This window comes from Hymenobacter sp. YC55 (assembly GCF_029433095.1).
GTDB lineage: Bacteria > Bacteroidota > Bacteroidia > Cytophagales > Hymenobacteraceae > Hymenobacter.
Window position 1 is genome coordinate 919331 of the sequence record NZ_JARNTX010000002.1, and the last position, 20419, is coordinate 939749.

Sequence of the window (20419 nt, forward strand, 5' to 3'; positions counted from 1 at the left end):
CCTTGAAGATGGAACTGTCAGTATATAACATCAAGGGTGAAGACACCGGTCGCAAGGTAACGCTGCCGGAAGCCGTATTCGGCTTGGAGCCCAACGAGCACGTGATGTACCTCGACGTGAAGCAGTACTTGGCCAACCAGCGCCAGGGCACACACAAGTCGAAGCAGCGCAACGAAGTGCACGGTACTACCAAGAAATTGAAGAAGCAGAAAGGCACCGGCGGTGCTCGTGCAGGTAGCATGAAGTCGCCAGTGTTCATCGGTGGTGGCCGTGTATTCGGTCCTGAGCCCCGTGACTATGGCTTCAAGCTCAACAAAAAAACCAAGCGTCTTGCTCGTCTGTCGGCTCTCTCGAGCTTGGCTAAAGACGGCAAAGTGGCCCTCGTAGAGAACATCACGCTGTCGGCTCCTAAGACCAAAGACTTCCTCAGCATCTTGAACGGCCTCAAGCTGAACAACGGCAAAAAGACGTTGCTGGTAACTGGCGAAGTAGACAAGAACGTGGTTCTGTCGGCTCGTAACATTCAGCGCGTAACCGTGGCTACGCCCGTTGCCCTGAACACGCACGACCTGCTGAACACGGACACGCTGCTGCTGTCAGAGGACGGCCTGAAGTCGCTCGAACAACTTTATACCGTCGCTGAGTAATGAGCACACTGAAGAAACCAATCGTGACCGAGAAGGCCACGGGCCTGAATGAAAAAGGTCAGTACGTTTTCGAAGTAGAGCGTACCGCGAACAAGGTTCAGATCAAGAAAGACATCGAGCAGTTCTACGGTGTAACGGTGACTGGCATCAGCACCATGCGCACGAACGGCAAGATCAAATCTAAGTTCACGAAGGGTGGGTCCATCTCGGGCCGTCGTGCCCATGGCAAGAAAGCCGTCGTGACCGTGAAAGAAGGCGACGTTATCGACTTCTACAACGGCATCTAGCCTTCGCCTTTCTGCAAAAGAAAATTCCTTAAGCAAGAGTAATGGCACTCAAACAACTAAGACCAACATCACCGGGTCAGCGCTTCCGTATCGCCCCGACGTTCGACGAGATTACGACGTCGACGCCGGAGAAGTCGCTGTTGGCACCCATGAAAAACTCCGGTGGCCGCAACAACTCTGGTAAAATGTCGAACCGCTACATCGGCGGTGGACACAAAGCCAAGTATCGTATTGTAGACTTCAAGCGTGACAAGGCTAGCGTGCCTGCTACCGTGAAGACCATCGAGTACGATCCAAACCGCACAGCTCGTATCGCTCTGCTTCAGTACGCCGATGGCGAAAAGCGCTATATCATTGCGCCCGCTGGTGTTGAAGTAGGCCGCACGGTTGTATCGGGTTCGGGTGTTGCGCCGGAAGTAGGCAACGCTTTGCCGCTCCGCGAAATCCCACTCGGTACTATTGTTCACAACATCGAGCTGATGCCCGGTGCTGGTGCAGCAATGGCCCGCTCGGCTGGCACATACGCTCAGCTTGTAGCTCGTGAAGATAAGTATGCCACTCTGAAACTGCCTTCTGGTGAGATGCGCATGGTTCTCGTAACCTGCATGGCTACCGTTGGTACCGTATCGAATGGTGACCACATGAACGTACGTCTCGGCAAAGCCGGTCGTAACCGTTGGTTAGGTCGTCGTCCGCGTGTTCGTGGTGTTGCAATGAACCCTGTTGACCACCCAATGGGTGGTGGTGAAGGTAAATCGTCGGGTGGTCACCCACGTAGCCGTAACGGCATCTTCGCTAAAGGTCAGAAGACCCGCAACAAGAACAAGTACTCAGAGCAGCTCATCGTTAATCGCAAAGGCAAGAAATAACCAATGGCACGTTCACTAAAAAAAGGGCCGTACATTGATTTCCGGCTCGAGAAAAAAGTAACGACGATGGAAGAGTCGGGCAAAAAGGCCGTCATCAAGACTTGGTCGCGCCGCTCGATGATTTCTCCAGACTTCGTTAGCCACACCTTCGCGGTGCACAATGGCAATAAATTCATCCCGGTATACGTGACCGAAAACATGGTCGGTCATAAGCTCGGCGAGTTCGCTCCAACGCGCAACTTCCGTGGCCACGTAGCCAAGAAAGATAAAGGCAAACGCTAAGATGGAAGCAAGAGCTAAACTAAGTAATGTTCCTACCTCGCCGCGCAAGATGCGCTTGGTAGCTGACATGGTTCGTGGTCAAAAAGTGACCCGCGCCTTGGGCTTGCTGAAATTCGAAGCTAACTCAGGTGCCGAGCGTATCGAGAAACTGTTGCTTTCGGCATTAGCCAACTGGCAGCAGAAGAACGAGAACGAGCGTATCGAAGATGCCAACCTCTATATCAAGGAGATTTTCGTGGACGAAGGACGTCAGTTGAAGCGTCTGCGTCCTGCTCCTCAGGGTCGTGGTCACCGCATCCGCAAGCGTAGCAACCACGTCACTCTTGTGATTGACGCAAAAGTTGAGCGCATCGGGAGCAAAGCAGCTATTGAAGCTGTTGCTGCTACAACTACTGAAGGCAAAGCCACGAAAACCCGTCGTAGCTCAGCCAAGAAATCCACTGAAACTACGGCTCAAGCCTCCGCATAAGCACTATGGGACAGAAAGTAAATCCGGTTGGCTTCCGTTTAGGCGTCATCAAAGGATGGGACTCGAACTGGTATGGCGGCAAGGACTTTGCCGACAAATTGGTTGAGGACGAAAAAATCCGCAAATATATTCTCGCTCGTATCCCGAAAGGTGGCATTAGCCGCATCGTTATCGAGCGTACCCTCAAGCGCATCACTATCACTATCAACACGGCTCGTCCGGGTGTGGTAATCGGTAAAGGTGGCGCTGAGGTTGACAAGATCAAGGACGAGCTGAAGCAGATCACCAGCAAAGACGTTCAGATCAACATCTTCGAAATTAAGCGTCCGGAACTTGACGCCAAGCTAGTAGGGGAGAGCATTGCTCAGCAGCTACAGGCTCGTATCTCGTTCCGTCGTGCCATGAAGATGTCTATCCAGGCTGCAATGCGTGTTGGTGCCGAAGGCATCAAGATCCAGTGCGGTGGCCGTTTGGGTGGTGCTGAAATTGCCCGTTCCGAGCAGTACAAGGAAGGTCGTACGCCGCTGCACACGTTGCGCGCTGATATTGACTACGCTTTGTCGGAAGCTCAGACCGTGTATGGCAAAATTGGCATCAAGGTATGGGTTATGCGTGGTGAAGTGTTCGGCAAGCCTGACCTCTCTCCAAATCAGGTTCCAGCTAACCAAGGCACTGAAACTCGCGGTGGCAATGACCGTGGCCCACGTGGTGAGCGTGGCGACCGTGGAGGTGACCGTGGCCCACGTCGTGACCGTGGTGGCGACCGTGGCGGTGAAAACCGTGGTGGTGGCGACAACCGTGGCGGCGGCAACGCTGGCCCTCGTCGTAACGGTCCTGCTGGTGGCGGCAACCGTGGTGGCGGTGCTCCACGTCGCTAGTCCTTTTCCTTCTTCTGAATTTCAATTTTAATATCTCATGTTACAACCGAAAAGGACCAAGTATCGCAAGATGCAAAAGGGTCGCGTGACAGGTCTCGCCTTCCGCGGCAGCTCCATAGACTTCGGTTCCTTCGCTATCAAGTCGTTGGAAGTGGCTTGGATTACGGCTCGCCAGATTGAGGCTGCCCGTATCGCCATGACCCGCGCTATGAAGCGTGAAGGGCAAGTATGGATCCGTATTTTTCCAGACAAGCCAATTACCAAGAAGCCTGCTGAAGTGCGGATGGGTAAGGGTAAAGGTTCGCCCGAGTATTGGGTAGCCTGCGTGAAGCCTGGTACCATCATGTTTGAATCGGACGGCGTATCGCTGGAAGTGGCTCAGGAGTCGCTCCGTCTGGCTGCTCAGAAGTTGCCAGTTCGGACTCAGTTTGTTGTTCGTCGCGACTACGTAGAAAGCAAGTAAGATGAAGAACACTGAAATCCTGGCCCTCTCGGACGAGGCCCTGAACGAACAAATCAAGACCGAAAGAGCTAATGGTCAATCGCTGCGTTTCGCGCACGCTATTTCGCCATTGGAGAATCCAGGTCGTTTGAAAACTAGCCGCAAGAACATCGCCCGTTTGCTGACTGAGCAGACCCGTCGGAAGAACGAGCAGGCTACTAACACTGCTAACTAAACGATGGCAAGCAACGAAGAGCAGCAGGCAACCTCCGCCGTTGAGCGGAATCTGCGCAAAGAAATCATCGGGCGCGTTACCTCCGCCAAGATGGATAAGTCCATCACCGTAATGGTGGAGAGCAAAATGAAACACCCGATCTACGGTAAGTTCGTTACCAAGTCGACCAAGTTCATGGCTCATGACGAGAATAACGAATGTGGCGAAGGCGATACAGTTCGCATCATGGGTACTCGCCCATTGAGCAAGAACAAGCGCTGGAGATTGGTTGAAATTGTAGAACGCGCCAAGTAAGATGATACAGCAAGAATCCCGTCTGACCGTCGCTGATAACAGCGGCGCCAAAGAAGTTCTTTGCATTCGTGTCCTCGGTGGCACAGGCAAGAAATACGCTAGCGTAGGCGACAAGATTGTAGTTGCAATCAAGTCGGCTATTCCTTCCGGCAACGCTAAAAAAGGCACTGTATCAAAAGCAGTTGTAGTTCGCACGAAGAAAGAGATTCGCCGTAAGGACGGTTCTTATATTCGTTTCGACGACAACGCTGCGGTACTGCTCAACAATAACGATGAGCCCCGCGGTACCCGCATCTTCGGCCCAGTAGCCCGCGAACTGCGTGAAAAGCAGTTCATGAAGATTGTTTCGCTCGCTCCTGAAGTTCTCTAAGCAATGGCAACGAAGACCAAAGACAAAAAGCCTGCGAAACTGCACGTGAAAACTGGTGATACCGTTTTGGTTATCGCCGGTGATGAAAAAGGCAAAACCGGCGTTATCAAGTCGGTGAACCGTACCACGGAGCGTGTTATCGTAGAAGGCCTGAACCTGGTTACTAAGCACAACAAACCAAGTGCAAAGAATCCTCAGGGTGGCATCACCAAGATCGAAGCTGGTATTCACGTGAGCAACGTGAAGGCAGTGGAAGCTCCTAAAGCCTAATTCGGTACGACGACAATGGCAGCACGACTCAAAGAGAAATATCAAAAAGAAGTAATACCGGCGCTCCAGGAGAAATTCCAGTTCAAGAGCATCATGCAGGTACCACGCATCACCAAGATCTGCATCAACCGCGGTATTGGCGCTGCTGTAGCCGACAAGAAGCTGGTAGACAATGGTGTGGATGAGCTTTCGACTATTACTGGCCAGAAAGCAGTTCCTACCATCGCCAAGCGTTCAGTTTCGAACTTCAAACTGCGCGAAGGTATGCCAATCGGTGCCCGCGTAACGCTGCGTGGTGAGCGGATGTATGAGTTCATGGACCGTCTTTTGACGGTAGCTCTGCCCCGCGTTCGTGACTTCAAAGGTATCAATGATAAAGGCTTCGACGGCCGCGGTAACTATACCCTAGGCGTTAAGGAGCAAATCATTTTCCCTGAAATTTCGATTGACAAGATCAAGTCGATTTCGGGTATGGATATCACTTTTGTAACCAGCGCTGAAAACGACGAGCAGAGCTACGAGCTGCTACGCGCTTTCGGAATGCCTTTCGCTAACGCCAAGAAGCAAGACAACAATGGCTAAGGAATCAGCAAAAGCAAGAGCGCGTAAGCGCATCGCCCTAGTTGCCCGCTATGCTGAGAAGCGCAAAGCGCTGAAAGCTGCTGGTGACTACGAGGGTCTAGACAAACTACCCCGTGACTCGTCGCCTGTGCGCTTGCACAATCGTGACTTGATCGACGGCCGCCCTCGTGGTTATATGCGTAAGTTCGGCATCAGCCGTGTACGCTTCCGCGAGATGGCATTGGCTGGCAAAATCCCCGGCGTAACAAAGTCCAGCTGGTAATTTGTTACCTGTTGCTTCTTAGCTCACGCTAAAGGCAACAATACTTGGCAGGTTGCCGAGAGAAACCATTGGCCGCTCCCGCAAAGACGAGCCAAGAAGTCTTAAACGAAAATTTCACTGCCGCTTTCGGCGGCGGTGAAATTTTTCATATCTTTGCGGCTCCCTAAAAAAGGGCGCCTCTTTTTTTACCCTGAAATGAATACAGATCCGATTGCCGATTACCTGACCCGGGTGCGCAATGCCATTAAGGCAAACCACCGGGTTGTAGAGATTCCGGCCAGCAACATCAAAAAGGAAATTACGAAGGTGCTCTACAAGAAGGGCTACATTCAGAGCTACCGTTTTGACGATGCTGCAGTACAAGGCACGATCAAAATCGCGCTGAAGTACAACCCTGCTACCAAGCAGCCTGCCATCACAAAGCTGGAGCGTGTAAGCACGCCGGGTTTGCGTAAATACGCACACGTTGACAACATGCCTCGTGTACTCAGCGGCTTGGGTGTTGCTATCCTCTCTACTTCGAAAGGAGTAATGACGGAAAAAGAAGCTAAAGCCGAGAACGTGGGCGGCGAAGTGCTGTGCTACGTTTACTAATCGACAAGAACTAGATATGTCACGCATTGGTAAACTGCCCATCAGCCTGCCCTCCGGTGTTCAGGTTGAAGTGAGCAAAGAAAATCAAGTAACTGTAAAGGGCCCTAAAGGCACTTTGTTAGTTCCAGTTGACCGCGACATCACCATTACGCAAGCCGACGGTCAGTTGGTAGTTGAGCGTCCAACCGAGCAGAAGCGCCATAAGGCGATGCACGGTTTGTACCGTTCGCTGCTTAACAACTCGATCCAAGGTGTTAGCAACGGGTTTGAGCATAAGCTGGAACTGGTGGGTGTAGGTTACAAAGCCGCAATGGCTGGTACTACGCTCGAATTGTCTTTGGGTTACTCGCACAACATCTTCTTGGCTCTGCCAAAGGAAGTAACTGCTACCGCTGTAACTGAGAAAGGTAAGAACCCTATCGTTACTTTAAACAGCATCGATAAGCAACTGCTTGGTCAAGTAGCCGCCAAGATTCGTTCGTTGCGCAAAGTTGAGCCTTACAAAGGCAAAGGCGTGCGCTTCGTGGGTGAGCAGATTCGTCGTAAGGCTGGTAAAACAGCTTCGAAATAATAACAGATCATGGCTTTCGATAAAGCAACTAGAAGAAAACGGATCCAGCGCATCATCCGCACAAAGGTGGCTGGCACGTCCGAGCGTCCACGTTTGTCGGTGTTTCGCAGCAATACGGGCATCTATGCTCAGATTATTGACGACACTACCGGCCACACGTTGGCGTCTGCTTCCTCGAAGCACGTTTCGGTGGAAGGGGGCAACGGAGTCGCCCTCGCCGCCGCAGTCGGCAGAGAAATTGCCGCCCGTGCTACAGGAAAAGGAATTTCGAAAGTGGTATTTGACCGTTCCGGTTATCTCTACCACGGCCGCGTAAAATCATTGGCAGAAGGAGCCCGCGAAGGCGGCCTCAATTTCTAAGAATATGGCCCAAGACAACAACAACCGCGGCGGCCAAGGCCAAAACCGTGAACGTGGTGGCAACCGTGAGCAGCAACAAGCTCCCCGTGCCGGCGAATCTGATCTGAAAGAGAAGGTAGTAGCTATCAACCGCGTAGCAAAAGTAGTAAAGGGTGGTCGTCGCTTCAGCTTCTCGGCCATTGTAGTAGTAGGTGATGGCAACGGTACTGTAGGCTACGGCCTTGGTAAAGCCAACGAAGTTACCGACGCTATTGCTAAAGGCATCGACGACGCAAAGAAAAACCTAGTACGCGTTCCCCTTTACAAGCACACTGTGCCTCACGTAATGGAAGGTAAATACTCTGGTGGCTTTGTGTTGGTACAGCCAGCAGCAGCAGGTACTGGTGTAATTGCCGGTGGTGCTATGCGCGCTGTGTTTGAAAGCGCAGGTATTAAGGACGTACTGGCTAAGTCAAAGGGTTCGTCGAATCCCCACAACGTAGTAAAGGCTACTTTCGATGCTCTGTTAAAAATGCGTGATCCTATGCAAGTTGCACAGGCTCGTGGCATTACTCTCGCCCAAGTTTTTAATGGTTAAGTAACGATGGCGCAGATCCAAATCAAACTCGTCAAAAGCGTTATTGACCGCCCTGAGCGTCAGAAGCGCACAATCAAGGCCCTTGGTCTTGGTAAAATTGGCAGCACTAAGGCGGTGGAAAACACTCCTCAAGTAGCTGGTATGGTAGCTGCAGTGCAGCACTTGTTGGAAGTAACCGCACTCTAGGATATCCCGACCATGAATCTCAGTAATCTCCAACCCGCCGAGGGCTCAACGCGCAACAACAAGCGTCTTGGCCGTGGTACGGGTTCCGGCCGTGGCGGCACTTCGACGCGCGGTCACAAAGGCCAAAAGTCCCGTTCGGGCTATTCCAAAAAGTCGGGCTTCGAAGGCGGTCAGATGCCATTGCAGCGCCGCGTACCTAAGTTCGGTTTCAAGAATATTAACCGGATCGAGTACAAAGCAGTTAATCTAGACGTATTAGCTGGCTTAACTGAAAACGGTTCTGTTACTACGCTTGACAGTGCATTCTTCGTGTCAGCTGGTCTGGCTTCGAAAAGCGCTAAGATCAAAGTTTTAGGTCGTGGTGAAATCACGAAGGCTTTGGAAGTTCACGCTCACGCTTTCTCGAAATCAGCTGTTGAGGCTATCGAAAAAGCTGGGGGCAAAGCTGTGACGCTGTAAAGCAAGACTGGCAATGAACAAGTTCATCACTACGATCAAGAACATTTTTGCGATTGAAGATCTGCGTATGCGGATCTTCAATACGCTTTTCTTCATTGCCATATACCGGTTAGGTTCTTTCGTGGTGCTGCCGGGCGTCGATGCAACTCGTTTGAAAACGGGAGGTGCATCAGGGGTGTTTGGCATTCTGGATACGCTGCTTGGCGGTGCATTCAGCAATGCTTCCATCTTTGCCTTGGGTATTATGCCTTATATCTCGGCTTCCATTGTATTGCAATTGCTTACGATAGCAGTGCCCTACTTCCAGAAGCTTCAAAAAGAAGGAGAGTCGGGCCGGAAGAAGATCAATCAGTATACGCGTATTCTCACCATTCCTATTGTAATGGCGCAGTCGGTCGGCTTTATTGCCACCATCAATGCTGACGCTATTATCAGCCCTGGTACATTTTTCACCATCACTACGATGTTGATAATTACGGCCGGGACGCTGTTTTGCATGTGGCTAGGTGAAAAGATCACTGATAAGGGTATTGGCAACGGTATTTCCATGATCATCATGATCGGGATTGTCTCACGTCTGCCAGGTGCTATTATCGGTGAGGCGGCTGCTAAAGGCATGCGCGGTTCATTGATCTTCTTGATTGAACTAGTTGTCTTGTTTTTAGTGGTAATGGCAGTTATCGTGCTGACGCAGGCTGTACGCCGAATTCCGGTTCAGTATGCCAAGCAAGTAGGTAGCACTGCGCAGTTGAACGCACAGCGTCAGTTCATTCCTATGAAGGTGAATGCAGCTGGTGTAATGCCGATCATTTTCGCTCAGTCGTTGATGTTCGTGCCTGCTATTCTTGCCTCAGTTTGGCAGAACGACAGTGAAACGGCTAGCTATATCGGCGTGAAGTTTTCGGATTACACATCGTGGCAATACAACTTAGTCTTTGCTACACTCATCATTGTCTTCACGTACTTCTACACAGCTATTAGCGTTAATCCTAATCAAATTGCGGATGACCTGAAGCGTAGCGGTGGTTTCGTGCCTGGTGTCAAGCCTGGTCGTGATACTTCAGAGTATATTGATGAGGTGCTAACCCATATCACTTTGCCTGGTGCGGTTGCCCTAGCATTGATTGCAATTTTCCCATCGCTTGCTCTGTTAGCTGGCGTGACTCGTCCTTTCTCGGCTTTCTATGGCGGTACCTCGCTTATCATTATGGTAGGTGTAGTACTGGATACGCTCAACCAGGTGGAAAGCTACCTGCTGATGCGTCATTACGACGGCATGATGAAAACAGGCAAGCTGCGTGGTCGTTCTCAGAACATAGCAATGGCTTCTTAATCAGTCATGATTGTTTACAAGACTGAGGAGGAAATAGAACTCATTCGAGCAAGCGCCAAAGTGCTCGCTCAAGCCCACGGAGAAGTTGCGGGCATGATTCGGGAAGGAATAACTACACGTGAGCTAGACAAGCGAGCGGAAGAATTCATTCGTGACCATGGCGGACAACCTTCATTCAAAGGCTATAATGATTTCCCTTATAGTCTCTGTATCTCTCCTAACTCGGTTGTAGTGCATGGTTTCCCTGGAGACCATACCCTTAAGAGCGGAGACATTATATCGGTTGACGCAGGGGTGTTGCTTAATGGTTACCATTCTGATAGTGCTTACACCTATCCAGTTGGGGAGGTAGATCCAGAAGTGCTTCAACTTCTAGAGGAAACTAAGAAGTCACTGTATCTCGGTATAGAGAAGGCAGTAGCAGGCAACCGGATGGGTGATGTTGGCTATGCTATCCAAAACCACGTTGAAAAACAAGGTTATGGTGTGGTCAGGGAACTAGTCGGTCATGGAATTGGTAAGAAATTGCACGAGCGGCCAGAGGTACCTAATTACGGAAAACGTGGTTCGGGACTGAAGTTACAGACCGGTTTAGTTCTTGCCATTGAACCAATGGTGAATCTAGGGAAGAAAGATGTAGTACAAGAGAAAGATGGCTGGACCATCAGGACCAAAGACTACAAGCCTTCAGCGCATTTCGAGCACACTGTAGTAGTACGAAAAGATAAAGCGGAGATTCTTACCTCCTTCGAATACATAGAAAAAGCCTTACAGTAGCCTTATGGCCAAACAAACTTCCATTGAGCAAGACGGAGTCATCCTGGAAGCCCTTTCCAATGCTATGTTCCGGGTGGAACTGGAGAACGGTCACCAACTGATTGCCCACATTTCGGGCAAGATGCGGATGCACTACATCAAGATTTTGCCGGGAGATAAGGTTAAATTAGAAATGTCACCCTACGATCTGTCGAAGGGACGAATTGTGTACCGTTACAAATAAACCGACGACATGAAAGTCAAAACGTCCGTCAAGAAGCGTAGTGTTGATTGCAAAATCATCCGCCGCAAAGGCAAACTCTACGTCATCAACAAAAAAAACCCACGCTATAAGCAGCGTCAAGGGTAGTAGCACCAGACTTTTTAATAAAGCACATGGCTCGTATTGCAGGGGTAGATATCCCAGATAACAAGCGCGGCGAAATCGCGCTGACCTACATTTTCGGCATTGGCCGTCCTTCTGCTCAGCAGATCCTCACCAAAGCAGGCGTTGACCTGAACAAGAAGGTGAAAGATTGGACTGAAGCAGAGGCTGGCGAAATCCGCGGCGTGATTGCTGCTGAATTCAAGACCGAAGGTGTGCTGCGCTCAGAAGTGCAGCTGAACATCAAACGCCTCATGGACATCGGTTGCTACCGAGGTCTGCGTCACCGCAAAGGTCTGCCTGTTCGTGGTCAGCGTACCAAGAACAACTCGCGTACCCGTAAGGGCAAGCGCAAGACCGTTGCTGGCAAGAAGAAGGCTACTAAATAAAACGTAGTGGGAATCGGCTCCTGTCTTAAGATGAGAGTCAACACCTTCCGCTCATTTTCGCGATAACCAAATGGCACAAAAAAGAAAAGACAAAGCCAAGAAGCGCGTTGTCGTTGTTGAGCCAGTAGGCCAGGTACACATCAAGGCTTCGTTCAACAACATCATCATTTCCATCACCAACAACAATGGCCAAGTTATCTCTTGGGCCTCTGCTGGTAAGATGGGCTTCCGTGGCTCCAAGAAAAATACGCCTTACGCTGCACAGATGGCTGCTACCGATTGCGGTAAAGTAGCACATGACTTAGGCATGCGTAAAGCCGAAGTGTTTGTTAAAGGTCCGGGCGCTGGCCGTGAGTCTGCTATCCGTACGCTGGGTAACGTGGGTATTGAGGTAACGACCATCAAGGACGTGACGCCGCTGCCCCATAATGGCTGCCGTCCTCCCAAACGTCGTCGCGTATAATTATCTGAACTGGCAAGCACAGTGTTTGCCTCCGGTGTCGGGTTTCTGATGCGTCTTTTCTATCTGGTAAGGCACATCTGAGAAGCCCGACACGCGCAGTTCAACCCCCTCAAAACTCAACAAACCCGAAATGGCACGTTATACCGGTCCAAAAACCAAGATTGCCCGTCGCTTTGGTGAGCCGATCTTCGGCCCAAGCAAGGCACTCACCAAGAAAGCTTATCCTCCCGGCCAGCATGGTCGTGGTCGTCGCAAGAAACAAAGCGAGTATGCTGTCCAGTTGATGGAGAAGCAGAAAGTTAAATATATGTACGGCGTGCTCGAGAAGCAGTTCGAGAACCTGTTCCACAAAGCAGCTACTATGCCCGGCATCACCGGTGACAACTTGTTGGCTTTGCTGGAATCACGCCTCGATAATACTGTATACCGTTTGGGCATTGCTACGACCCGTCGTGCTGCCCGTCAGCTTGTACTACACAAGCACGTTACCGTAAATGGTGAAGTCGTGAACATTGCTTCTTACAAGCTCCGCGCTGGCGACATCGTGGCAGTACGTGAGAAGTCTAAGTCGCTGGAAGCTATTACAACTAGCTTGAGCGCCCGTAATGCTCGCGCTTTTTCGTGGTTGGAATGGGACGGCAAGGAAATGGCTGGTAAGTTCATCAGCGCTCCTTCGCGTGAGTTGATTCCGGAGAAAATCACGGAGCAGCTTATCGTCGAGTTGTACTCGAAGTAATTTTGGAAGTAGGCTTGTTAGTGCAAGCCGCTTGTTTACTTCGACTTTCTTTAAATGGATTCAAGTATTGGGTAGTGGGTACTGAGAGCTTCTCTAAGCCTCAATATCCAATACCCATTACTCAATACTAAAACCGCCCCAACTTATGTCAATCTTAGCTTTTCAAATGCCGGAGAAGGTAGTGATGGAGAAATCCGACGACTTCTACGGAACGTTTGAATTTAAACCGCTGGAGAAAGGCTACGGCGTCACGATCGGCAACGCGTTGCGCCGTATCCTGCTGTCGTCGCTGGAGGGCTACGCCATCACGTCGGTTCGCACCAGCAGCGTTCTGCACGAGTTCATGACCATTGAGGGTGTGATTGAGGACATGTCCGAAATCATCCTCAACCTGAAGCAGGTGCGCTTCAAGAAGGTCAGTGATGCTATAGAGGACAAAATCACCGTTCGCATCAAAGGCCAAGAAACGTTTACTGCTGGTGACATTAACAAGTTCACCAACGGTTTCGAGGTTCTGAACACAGACCTCGTTATCTGCAACATCGATCCTTCGGTGGAGCTTGAATTTGAATTCTCAATTCAGAAAGGCCGTGGTTATGTGCCTGCTGAGGAGAACAAGCCAACCGACCAAGTATTCGGGCAGATTGCAATCGATGCTATCTTCACACCTATCAAGAACGTGAAGTACAGCATCGAGAATACCCGTGTGGAACAGAAAACCGACTACGAGAAGCTCCTCATCGAGATTCATACGGACGGTTCCATTCACCCGGAAGAAGCGTTGAAAGGCGCTGCTAATATTTTGATTCAACACTTCATGCTGTTCTCTGACAGCACCATGACCTTCGAGACGGCTAAGGCTGAAGAAGAGGAGACCGTGGATGAAGAAACGCTGCACATGCGCAAAGTTCTGAAGACGCCATTGGCAGATATGGATCTAAGCGTACGTGCCTACAACTGCCTCAAGGCCGCCGACATCAAGACTCTCGGTGACTTAGTGCAGCTGGATATGTCGGACATGATGAAGTTCCGCAACTTCGGTAAGAAGTCGCTGACCGAGCTGGAAAACCTCGTAGAGGAAAAAGGCTTGAACTTCGGCATGGATTTGAGCAAGTATAAGCTCGACGAAGAATAGATTTTTACTGGTGCTCTTCCTAAGATGGCTTTAGCCTGTGGGAAGAGCACCTTTTTTTGCCCTTAATATTTTTCATCAGTGAGCCCAAGGGGCGGCGGTTCTAATGAGAAGGTAGTGCGACTCGCCTGCTTTCCGCCGTGGTCGTCGTTCGCAAGCCCACACTTTTTTTCTTTTTATGCGTCACGGTAAAACCATCAACCACCTCGGCCGCACAGCTTCGCACCGCAATGCTATGCTGTCGAACATGGCTTCGTCTCTGATCATGCACAAGCGTGTGACGACTACAGTAGCGAAAGCCAAAGCTCTACGTCAATTCGTAGAGCCCCTGCTCACCAAAGCCAAGAACGATACGACTCACTCGCGTCGTACGGTGTTTTCGGTATTGGAGAACAAGGAAACCCTGAAAGAACTGTTCGGTGACGTAGCAGCTAAAATTGCTAATCGTCCTGGCGGGTACACTCGCATTATCAAGCTGAGCGAATCACGCTTGGGTGACAATGCTGAAATGTGCGTTATCGAGCTAGTAGACTACAACGAAACGTTGTTGGAAGCGAAGAATGCTAGCGACACAAAGACTACTACCACCCGTCGTTCGCGTGGCAAGAAGAAAGCTACCACGGCTACGGCTGGCGAAGGCCAATCGTCGGCTGAAGTAGTAACTGACGCTCCTGTTGCTGCTCCAACCACGGAGGTAGCTGCTCCTGAAGATACCGCTACCGACACGCTGAAAGAAGGTGAAACTCGTGACGAGAAGAAAGACGAAGAGTCTGCTTCGTAGTCTGAGTGCTTGTTTCAAATAAGGAAGGGACGTGCCGTTTGGTACGTCCCTTTTTGTTTGGATAAAGCTTGATGATTGATAGGATGCTATAGGATTAAGGCAAAAGGTGGTAAAACTGAATTGGCTGTTTTCTGAATTCCTTACCTTGCCGCCACAAACGATGTGTATTTGTCGAGCTATTCAAATGGCTCGTTTCGCGCTTCCTAACTTTCCAACCTTATTCTTTCAAGTATGAGCATCATCACCGCCATTCATGCCCGTCAGATTTTTGATTCGCGCGGCAATCCAACCGTGGAAGTGGACGTAACTACCGACAGTGGTACGGTAGGCCGTGCGGCTGTTCCTTCGGGTGCCAGCACCGGCAAACACGAAGCCGTAGAACTGCGCGACGACGATAAGAGCATGTACATGGGCAAAGGCGTGCTCAAAGCAGTTGAGAACGTAAACAGCCAGATTGCGGAAGAACTGATTGGTTTTTCGGTGTTTGAACAGGGCCTGCTTGATAAGATCATGCTGGAACTCGATGGAACGCCAAACAAGGCAAACTTGGGTGCCAATGCCATCCTAGGTGCCTCTTTGGCTATTGCCCGCGCGGCTGCACAAGAGGCTGGTATGCCACTCTACCGCTATGTGGGTGGGGTAGGGGCGACCACGCTACCTGTGCCCATGATGAACATCCTGAACGGTGGCTCGCACGCCGACAATTCAATTGACTTCCAGGAGTTCATGATCATGCCCGTAGGTGCAGCTTCTTTTTCGGAGGCGCTACGCTGGGGTACTGAGATCTTCCACCACCTCAAGAACGTACTGAAGAAGCAAGGCTTTAGCACGAACGTGGGTGATGAAGGTGGTTTTGCCCCCAACATCAAATCCAACGAAGACGCTATCAAGATTGTGTTGCAGGCTATCGAAACGGCCGGGTACCGTCCGGGCGAAGACGTAATGATTGCCATGGACGCTGCAGTTTCCGAGTTCTATGAAGATGGAGTGTACCACTTCAAGAAAAGCACGGGCGACAAGCTGACCTCTTCGGAAATGGTGGCTTACTGGACCGACTGGACCAAGAAGTATCCAATCATCAGCATAGAAGATGGCATGGACGAGGACGACTGGGCTGGCTGGAAAGCGTTGACAGATAGTATTGGCTCTACCACGCAGCTAGTAGGAGACGATTTGTTTGTAACCAACGTAAACCGGTTGCAGCGCGGTATTGACGAGAAGATTGCCAATGCTATCCTTATCAAGGTAAACCAGATTGGTACGCTTACCGAAACCATTGATGCTGTAAACCTAGGTCGCCGCAACGGCTATAAGAGCATCATGAGCCACCGCTCGGGCGAAACAGAGGACAACACCATTGCCGACTTGGCAGTAGCGTTGAACACTGGTCAAATTAAGACGGGTTCTGCCTCACGTTCTGACCGTATGGCCAAATACAACCAGTTGCTCCGTATCGAGGAGGAATTAGGTGAAGTAGCCTACTTTCCTGGCCGCAAAATGTAGATCAACAAGCAGCTTGGTCTATAGTGTAAAAAACGGTCTTGTTGCTGCTCAGCAACAGGACCGTTTTTATTTCGTTCAGGTAAGGAAAAGGGTAGATAACAAGATAGAAAAGCGGCAAATAAAAGAAAGCTGCTATCTTGTAAATCTACAATAATTGCTTCTATATTTGGGCCTTGAAAAGTAGTACCGTTATGCGCATTCCCGGATTCCTACGCAGCTTTTACTTTTATGTGGGCGTTAGCTTTCTGGTGTGGATGCTGGTATTTGATGCTAACGACTTCGTAAAACAATATGATATGTATGCTAAGCTGCAGGAACTGCAGGCCGAGCGTAACTATTATTTAGAGAATATAGAGACAGTGAAAAAAGAGCGGGCCGAGTTGCTTAGTAGCCCTGAGCTACTAGAGAAGTTTGCCCGCGAGCGGTATATTATGAAACGCCCTAGTGAAGACGTATTTATTCTGGTGCCTCACCAAGAGGAAAATTAGCCTTTTGCGCCAGCCGGCGCATTTTTCTTGCTTATTCTTTTTGCCAGCCCGCTCTTAAAGCAAGAGCGTAGGGCTGGCTTTCTCATTTTATCTCTTTCAGTTACTGTATGCCCCAACTTTACTTCTTACTCAAACGACTGTCCATGTCGTTTGGAAACCTGTTGCTGCTATTGATTTTGGCGTTACCGGCCATGTCTCAGACGTATCAATTACCAGCTAATGGTTCAACTACTATTACCACTTGTGGAGGAACACTTTACGATGATGGTGGCGCAAATGGTACTTACTCTGCCAACGCTGATGGTACAATAACGTTGGTCCCTGCGACAGCTGGCAACAAAATTCGCCTCGAGTTCACATCATTTAATGTTGAAACGAGCTTTGATCGGCTTTCTATCTACGATGGCTCCAACACAGCAGCTACTTTGATAGGAACTTATGATTCCCAAAGTCCAGGAACTGTTTATGCCACTACCGCTGCTGGCACGCTTACAGTGCGCTTTAGCAGTGATTACACTGTTCAGTACAACGGGTTTGCAGCAACTATTGCCTGCGTTACGTCGGTTCCACAAGCTGATTTGGCTATTCAAGGCGCCTCCGCACAGCCATTAGCTGTTGCACCCGGTAACTCTTTGTCAGTGAACTGCACAGTTTACAATTTGTCAGGAGCAACCGCTAACAGCAGCAGTGTAGGGTATTATTTATCGACGGATGCTATCCTGAGTGCCAATGATGTGCTGCTAGGTAACTCAGTGGGTGGTATGCTAGGAAGCAACCAGTCGTCGTACCGCTCCGCGACATTGCCTGTGCCAGCTTCCACGCCACCGGGCAACTATTATTTGCTCTTTGCAGCTGATTACTTGGGCGTAGTAAACGAGAGCAATGAAAACAACAACGTTGCTAGCATCTCCCTGAACGTAGTACCACCAAGTACAGACTTGGTCGTTCAGCAAACCAGCGTCAATACCCCTAATACGGCACCAGGCAACTCACTGAGCTTGTCGTGCACGATAGTAAACCAGGGTAATACCACTGCCAATTTCAGTAGCGTAGGCTACTACCTTTCCACGGATATTACTCTTGATTCCAACGACCAGCTGCTTACATCCTCTTTTGGTGGGCAACTGACGCCTAGCTTCAGCCAATACCGTAGCGCTACAACCAACGTACCACCTGGCACCACACCCGGCAATTATTACATCTTGTTTGCTGCGGACTACCAAAACGTGGTAAATGAGAGCAATGAGACAAACAACGTAGCGGCAGTATCCATTACCGTGTCGGCACCAAGCGTTGATTTAGTGGTGCAAACAGCGCAGCTTAGCCAGAACACGGTGGTACCCGGGGCTTTTATTAGTGCTAGCGCCTACATCTTCAACCAAGGCAACACAACGGCCAACACCAGCAACACGGGCGTTTACCTTTCTACTGATGCCACGTTGAGTTCTAATGACCAATTGCTGGTAGCTAATGCAGTGTCGCAGCTGACAACCAACCAGGGTTCCACGGTTTACCCACAGTTTACGGTGCCGAGTACGCTTACTCCAGGCACCTATTACGTGCTATTCGTTGCTGATGATCAAAATGCCGTAACGGAAACCAATGAAGCCAACAACGTGCGCAGCATCGTGCTTACCGTACTAGCGCCCACTATAGATCTAACGATTCAGCAGCCTTATCTGAATAATAGCTCCGCGCTGCCAGGCAGTAGTGTTACCACCAATAGCTACGTCTACAATTTAGGCAATAGCAGTGCTGCTTCATCTAGCGTGGGATATTACTTGTCCGCTGATAATGTGTTAAGCTCTAATGATATACTCGTGGGTAGCACAGTAGGTGGTGTCCTTGCGGGCAACAATTCCAATTATCGTTCGGGGAGTATTACCATTCCTGCTGGCACTGCTGTTGGTGCCTATTATGTGTTCTTCGTAGTCGATTACCAGAACTCGGTGGCAGAAACCAACGAAAACAATAACACTACCAGCACCACGCTCAACATTGTAGCTCCTGGTATCGACTTACAGTTGACGCAGCCAAGCGTGTCGCAAAGTTCAGCTGGAGCTGGTATACCCTTCAATGCTTTTGTTACCATCAACAATCAAGGTAACTCTGCCACACAGAGCAGTAACGTGGGGTATTATCTCTCCACTGATAATGTGCTAAGTGCTAATGATGTACTGTTGGGTTCTACAACGGGTGGATATCTGTCGGCCAATGACTATAGCAGCCGCTCAGCTAACCTTTTAATTCCGTCTGGTACAACGCCCGGCAGCTACTACCTGCTGTATGTAGCCGATCATACTGCCTTGGTGAATGAAACCAATGAGAATAACAACGTGGTAGCACTGTCCTTTACCGTGTCGGCACCCTTCAATGGAATCGTGGTGCCGTATTCAGGCACGGCTACCATTACTACCTGCAACACGACGGTGTATGACCATGGTGGTACCGGAATTTACAACAATGGCGCCTACGGTAGTCTGGTAATCAATCCGGGTACGGCAGGCAGCAAGATTCAGCTAGTGTTCAACTCATTTTCCGTTGAGCAGTGCTGTGACCGTCTGACTATTTATGATGGCCCTACTACTTCGTCGCCCATAATTGGTACTTACTACACTAATCCGGGCACTATTACGGCCACTAACAGCACCGGAGCACTTACCCTGCAATTCAATACTGACTTCAGTGTGGTAGATAACGGATTTGAAGCAACTGTGTCGTGCGTTGTGCCGGCCGCATTGCCTGATTTGGTGCCGGTGCTCTCCGCAAGCAACCCGACCTCCGCAACGACTGGCAGCAACATAACGCTTTTCTCCTCGATCAGGAATCAGGGAAGCGTAACGGCCACTAGCAGCACGTTGAGCTATTACTTCTCAACCAACACGACCTTGGATGCTTCGGACATACTGTTGAGTAGCGTGACGGGTGGTGCGTTGCCATTCAACCAGTCGGCTACGCGTAACGCGCAGGTTACTATTCCTAGCTCCGTCTCAACAACGGGATACTACTACATATTGTACGTGGCTGATCCGCAGAACAGCGTTACGGAAATCAGCGAAACCAACAACGTCACGTTTACCAGCTTGTTCATTTCAGCGCCGATACTGCCCGATTTGATGATTACGCAGGCAGCTCTTTCCAGTAGTGCCGTGATGCCCGGCGGTATCATTTCAGCTAGCTGTATGCTAAACAATCAAGGCAATTCCACAGCTCCACAGAGCGCCGTAGGCTATTATCTCTCAACGGATGTAGCGTTCAGCGCCAATGATATTTTCCTTGGTAATTCTCAGGCTGGACTGCTCAGCCCAAGTTCTTCACAACCAATGGGCACTTCGCTTATTGTTCCGGCCAACATAGCATCTGGTACCTACCATATATTGTTTGTAGCCGACCACGTGAATGATATTTCAGAAGCCAACGAAACCAACAACGTAGCTACTCGCGCGTTAACGGTTGGTGTTGTGCAAGGTACGCGCGACGAGCAGCTAGCGGGCTTGACGTTGAGTGTATTCCCAAACCCTGCCACAATTGGCAAGAGCCTTACGGTGCAGCTGGCAGGTGCTGGCAACGGCAAGACAGCCAATTTAAGCCTATATGACGCTCTCGGCCGGCAGATAAGCCAGCAGCAACTAACGCTTAACAGCCGGATGGCCCCAGTTAGCTTCGATACGCACACGCTACGTCCCGGTATATACGTCCTGCGCCTGACTGGTGCAGGGCTCAATGCCACTCGGCGTATTGTAGTTGAGTAACGCAGCGGGTAGCATTACCTAGAGCTTCTCGTGAAGCTGAGTATCGGCGGTGGGTAGCTGTGTTCGA

General features: G+C 50.2%; 30 protein-coding genes and 1 pseudogene. All 31 read left to right on the top strand.

The genetic code is table 11. The annotated features are described in order from the left end of the window. Positions 1–8 precede the first annotated feature (8 nt). The 31 genes and pseudogenes from rplD (at position 9) to P1X16_RS17240 (ending at position 20352) form a co-directional block, all read left to right on the top strand. Entirely contained in the window at positions 9–647 is a 639-nt protein-coding gene (rplD, locus tag P1X16_RS17090) for a 50S ribosomal protein L4 (protein WP_022822125.1), read from the top strand. Next, a complete protein-coding gene (rplW, locus tag P1X16_RS17095) occupies positions 647–934 on the top strand; it encodes a 50S ribosomal protein L23 (protein ID WP_277231398.1) in 288 nt (95 codons plus the stop codon). The genes rplD and rplW overlap by 1 nt, the downstream gene beginning before the upstream one ends. Positions 935–975: 41 nt before the next feature. Then, a complete protein-coding gene (rplB, locus tag P1X16_RS17100; protein WP_022822127.1) occupies positions 976–1803 on the top strand; it encodes a 50S ribosomal protein L2 in 828 nt (275 codons plus the stop codon). Between the two features lie 3 nt (positions 1804–1806). After that, positions 1807–2085, top strand: a complete 279-nt coding sequence (gene rpsS / locus P1X16_RS17105; protein WP_022822128.1) for a 30S ribosomal protein S19 — start codon at positions 1807–1809, stop codon at positions 2083–2085. A 1-nt stretch (position 2086) separates the two neighbouring features. After that, positions 2087–2554, top strand: coding sequence for a 50S ribosomal protein L22 (rplV, locus tag P1X16_RS17110; protein ID WP_277231401.1), 468 nt, complete (start codon positions 2087–2089; stop codon positions 2552–2554). Between the two features lie 5 nt (positions 2555–2559). Continuing rightward, positions 2560–3432 carry a 30S ribosomal protein S3 gene (gene rpsC, locus P1X16_RS17115; RefSeq protein WP_277231403.1) on the top strand — a complete coding sequence of 291 codons (873 nt, stop codon included), beginning with the start codon at positions 2560–2562 and terminating at the stop codon, positions 3430–3432. Between the two features lie 37 nt (positions 3433–3469). Then, positions 3470–3895, top strand: a complete 426-nt coding sequence (rplP, locus tag P1X16_RS17120) for a 50S ribosomal protein L16 (RefSeq protein WP_022822131.1) — start codon at positions 3470–3472, stop codon at positions 3893–3895. 1 nt (position 3896) lies between these two features. Further along, entirely contained in the window at positions 3897–4109 is a 213-nt protein-coding gene (rpmC, locus tag P1X16_RS17125) for a 50S ribosomal protein L29 (RefSeq protein WP_277231406.1), read from the top strand. Positions 4110–4112: 3 nt separating this feature from the next. Beyond that, entirely contained in the window at positions 4113–4403 is a 291-nt protein-coding gene (gene rpsQ / locus P1X16_RS17130; RefSeq protein ID WP_206981617.1) for a 30S ribosomal protein S17, read from the top strand. A gap of 1 nt (position 4404) precedes the next feature. Continuing rightward, a complete protein-coding gene (gene rplN, locus P1X16_RS17135; RefSeq protein ID WP_022822134.1) occupies positions 4405–4773 on the top strand; it encodes a 50S ribosomal protein L14 in 369 nt (122 codons plus the stop codon). A 3-nt stretch (positions 4774–4776) separates the two neighbouring features. Next, positions 4777–5037: pseudogene (rplX, locus tag P1X16_RS17140) on the top strand (50S ribosomal protein L24); the annotation flags it as partial. 21 nt (positions 5038–5058) lie between these two features. Continuing rightward, positions 5059–5625 carry a 50S ribosomal protein L5 gene (gene rplE, locus P1X16_RS17145; RefSeq protein ID WP_277231411.1) on the top strand — a complete coding sequence of 189 codons (567 nt, stop codon included), beginning with the start codon at positions 5059–5061 and terminating at the stop codon, positions 5623–5625. Beyond that, a complete protein-coding gene (rpsN, locus tag P1X16_RS17150) occupies positions 5618–5887 on the top strand; it encodes a 30S ribosomal protein S14 (protein ID WP_022822137.1) in 270 nt (89 codons plus the stop codon). The genes rplE and rpsN overlap by 8 nt, the downstream gene beginning before the upstream one ends. A 195-nt stretch (positions 5888–6082) precedes the next feature. Further along, positions 6083–6481, top strand: coding sequence for a 30S ribosomal protein S8 (gene rpsH / locus P1X16_RS17155; RefSeq protein WP_277231415.1), 399 nt, complete (start codon positions 6083–6085; stop codon positions 6479–6481). 16 nt (positions 6482–6497) lie between these two features. Beyond that, positions 6498–7052, top strand: a complete 555-nt coding sequence (rplF, locus tag P1X16_RS17160) for a 50S ribosomal protein L6 (protein ID WP_277231417.1) — start codon at positions 6498–6500, stop codon at positions 7050–7052. Between the two features lie 9 nt (positions 7053–7061). Then, positions 7062–7412: a 50S ribosomal protein L18 gene (gene rplR / locus P1X16_RS17165; RefSeq protein ID WP_022822140.1), complete on the top strand. Its 351-nt coding sequence runs from the start codon at positions 7062–7064 to the stop codon at positions 7410–7412. Positions 7413–7416: 4 nt separating this feature from the next. Continuing rightward, positions 7417–7989 carry a 30S ribosomal protein S5 gene (gene rpsE, locus P1X16_RS17170; protein ID WP_277231420.1) on the top strand — a complete coding sequence of 191 codons (573 nt, stop codon included), beginning with the start codon at positions 7417–7419 and terminating at the stop codon, positions 7987–7989. Positions 7990–7995: 6 nt separating this feature from the next. Further along, complete coding sequence (gene rpmD / locus P1X16_RS17175) at positions 7996–8175, top strand: 50S ribosomal protein L30 (protein WP_277231422.1); 180 nt, start codon at positions 7996–7998, stop codon at positions 8173–8175. Between the two features lie 12 nt (positions 8176–8187). Beyond that, positions 8188–8634, top strand: coding sequence for a 50S ribosomal protein L15 (gene rplO, locus P1X16_RS17180; RefSeq protein WP_277231424.1), 447 nt, complete (start codon positions 8188–8190; stop codon positions 8632–8634). Positions 8635–8647: 13 nt separating this feature from the next. After that, on the top strand, positions 8648–9967 hold the full coding sequence (gene secY / locus P1X16_RS17185) for a preprotein translocase subunit SecY (RefSeq protein WP_245119654.1): 1320 nt from the start codon (positions 8648–8650) through the stop codon (positions 9965–9967). 6 nt (positions 9968–9973) lie between these two features. Beyond that, positions 9974–10744 carry a type I methionyl aminopeptidase gene (gene map, locus P1X16_RS17190; protein WP_277231426.1) on the top strand — a complete coding sequence of 257 codons (771 nt, stop codon included), beginning with the start codon at positions 9974–9976 and terminating at the stop codon, positions 10742–10744. 4 nt (positions 10745–10748) lie between these two features. Further along, a complete protein-coding gene (infA, locus tag P1X16_RS17195) occupies positions 10749–10967 on the top strand; it encodes a translation initiation factor IF-1 (RefSeq protein ID WP_022822146.1) in 219 nt (72 codons plus the stop codon). Positions 10968–10976: 9 nt separating this feature from the next. Next, the gene (rpmJ, locus tag P1X16_RS17200) at positions 10977–11093 is read left to right on the top strand and encodes a 50S ribosomal protein L36 (protein ID WP_044003233.1); all 117 of its coding nucleotides are present in this window, start codon (positions 10977–10979) and stop codon (positions 11091–11093) included. Positions 11094–11119: 26 nt separating this feature from the next. Continuing rightward, positions 11120–11497: a 30S ribosomal protein S13 gene (rpsM, locus tag P1X16_RS17205; RefSeq protein ID WP_022822148.1), complete on the top strand. Its 378-nt coding sequence runs from the start codon at positions 11120–11122 to the stop codon at positions 11495–11497. A 70-nt stretch (positions 11498–11567) separates the two neighbouring features. After that, complete coding sequence (rpsK, locus tag P1X16_RS17210; RefSeq protein WP_022822149.1) at positions 11568–11960, top strand: 30S ribosomal protein S11; 393 nt, start codon at positions 11568–11570, stop codon at positions 11958–11960. A gap of 130 nt (positions 11961–12090) precedes the next feature. Next, entirely contained in the window at positions 12091–12696 is a 606-nt protein-coding gene (gene rpsD / locus P1X16_RS17215; protein WP_277231435.1) for a 30S ribosomal protein S4, read from the top strand. Between the two features lie 145 nt (positions 12697–12841). Next, a complete protein-coding gene (locus P1X16_RS17220) occupies positions 12842–13831 on the top strand; it encodes a DNA-directed RNA polymerase subunit alpha (RefSeq protein WP_277231437.1) in 990 nt (329 codons plus the stop codon). A 175-nt stretch (positions 13832–14006) separates the two neighbouring features. Then, positions 14007–14609: a 50S ribosomal protein L17 gene (rplQ, locus tag P1X16_RS17225; protein ID WP_277231439.1), complete on the top strand. Its 603-nt coding sequence runs from the start codon at positions 14007–14009 to the stop codon at positions 14607–14609. A 231-nt stretch (positions 14610–14840) separates the two neighbouring features. Beyond that, positions 14841–16112, top strand: coding sequence for a phosphopyruvate hydratase (gene eno / locus P1X16_RS17230; RefSeq protein ID WP_277231441.1), 1272 nt, complete (start codon positions 14841–14843; stop codon positions 16110–16112). A 191-nt stretch (positions 16113–16303) separates the two neighbouring features. Beyond that, a complete protein-coding gene (locus P1X16_RS17235) occupies positions 16304–16600 on the top strand; it encodes a septum formation initiator family protein (protein WP_245119650.1) in 297 nt (98 codons plus the stop codon). A 191-nt stretch (positions 16601–16791) separates the two neighbouring features. Then, the gene (locus P1X16_RS17240) at positions 16792–20352 is read left to right on the top strand and encodes a CARDB domain-containing protein (RefSeq protein WP_277232969.1); all 3561 of its coding nucleotides are present in this window, start codon (positions 16792–16794) and stop codon (positions 20350–20352) included. Positions 20353–20419 lie beyond the last annotated feature (67 nt).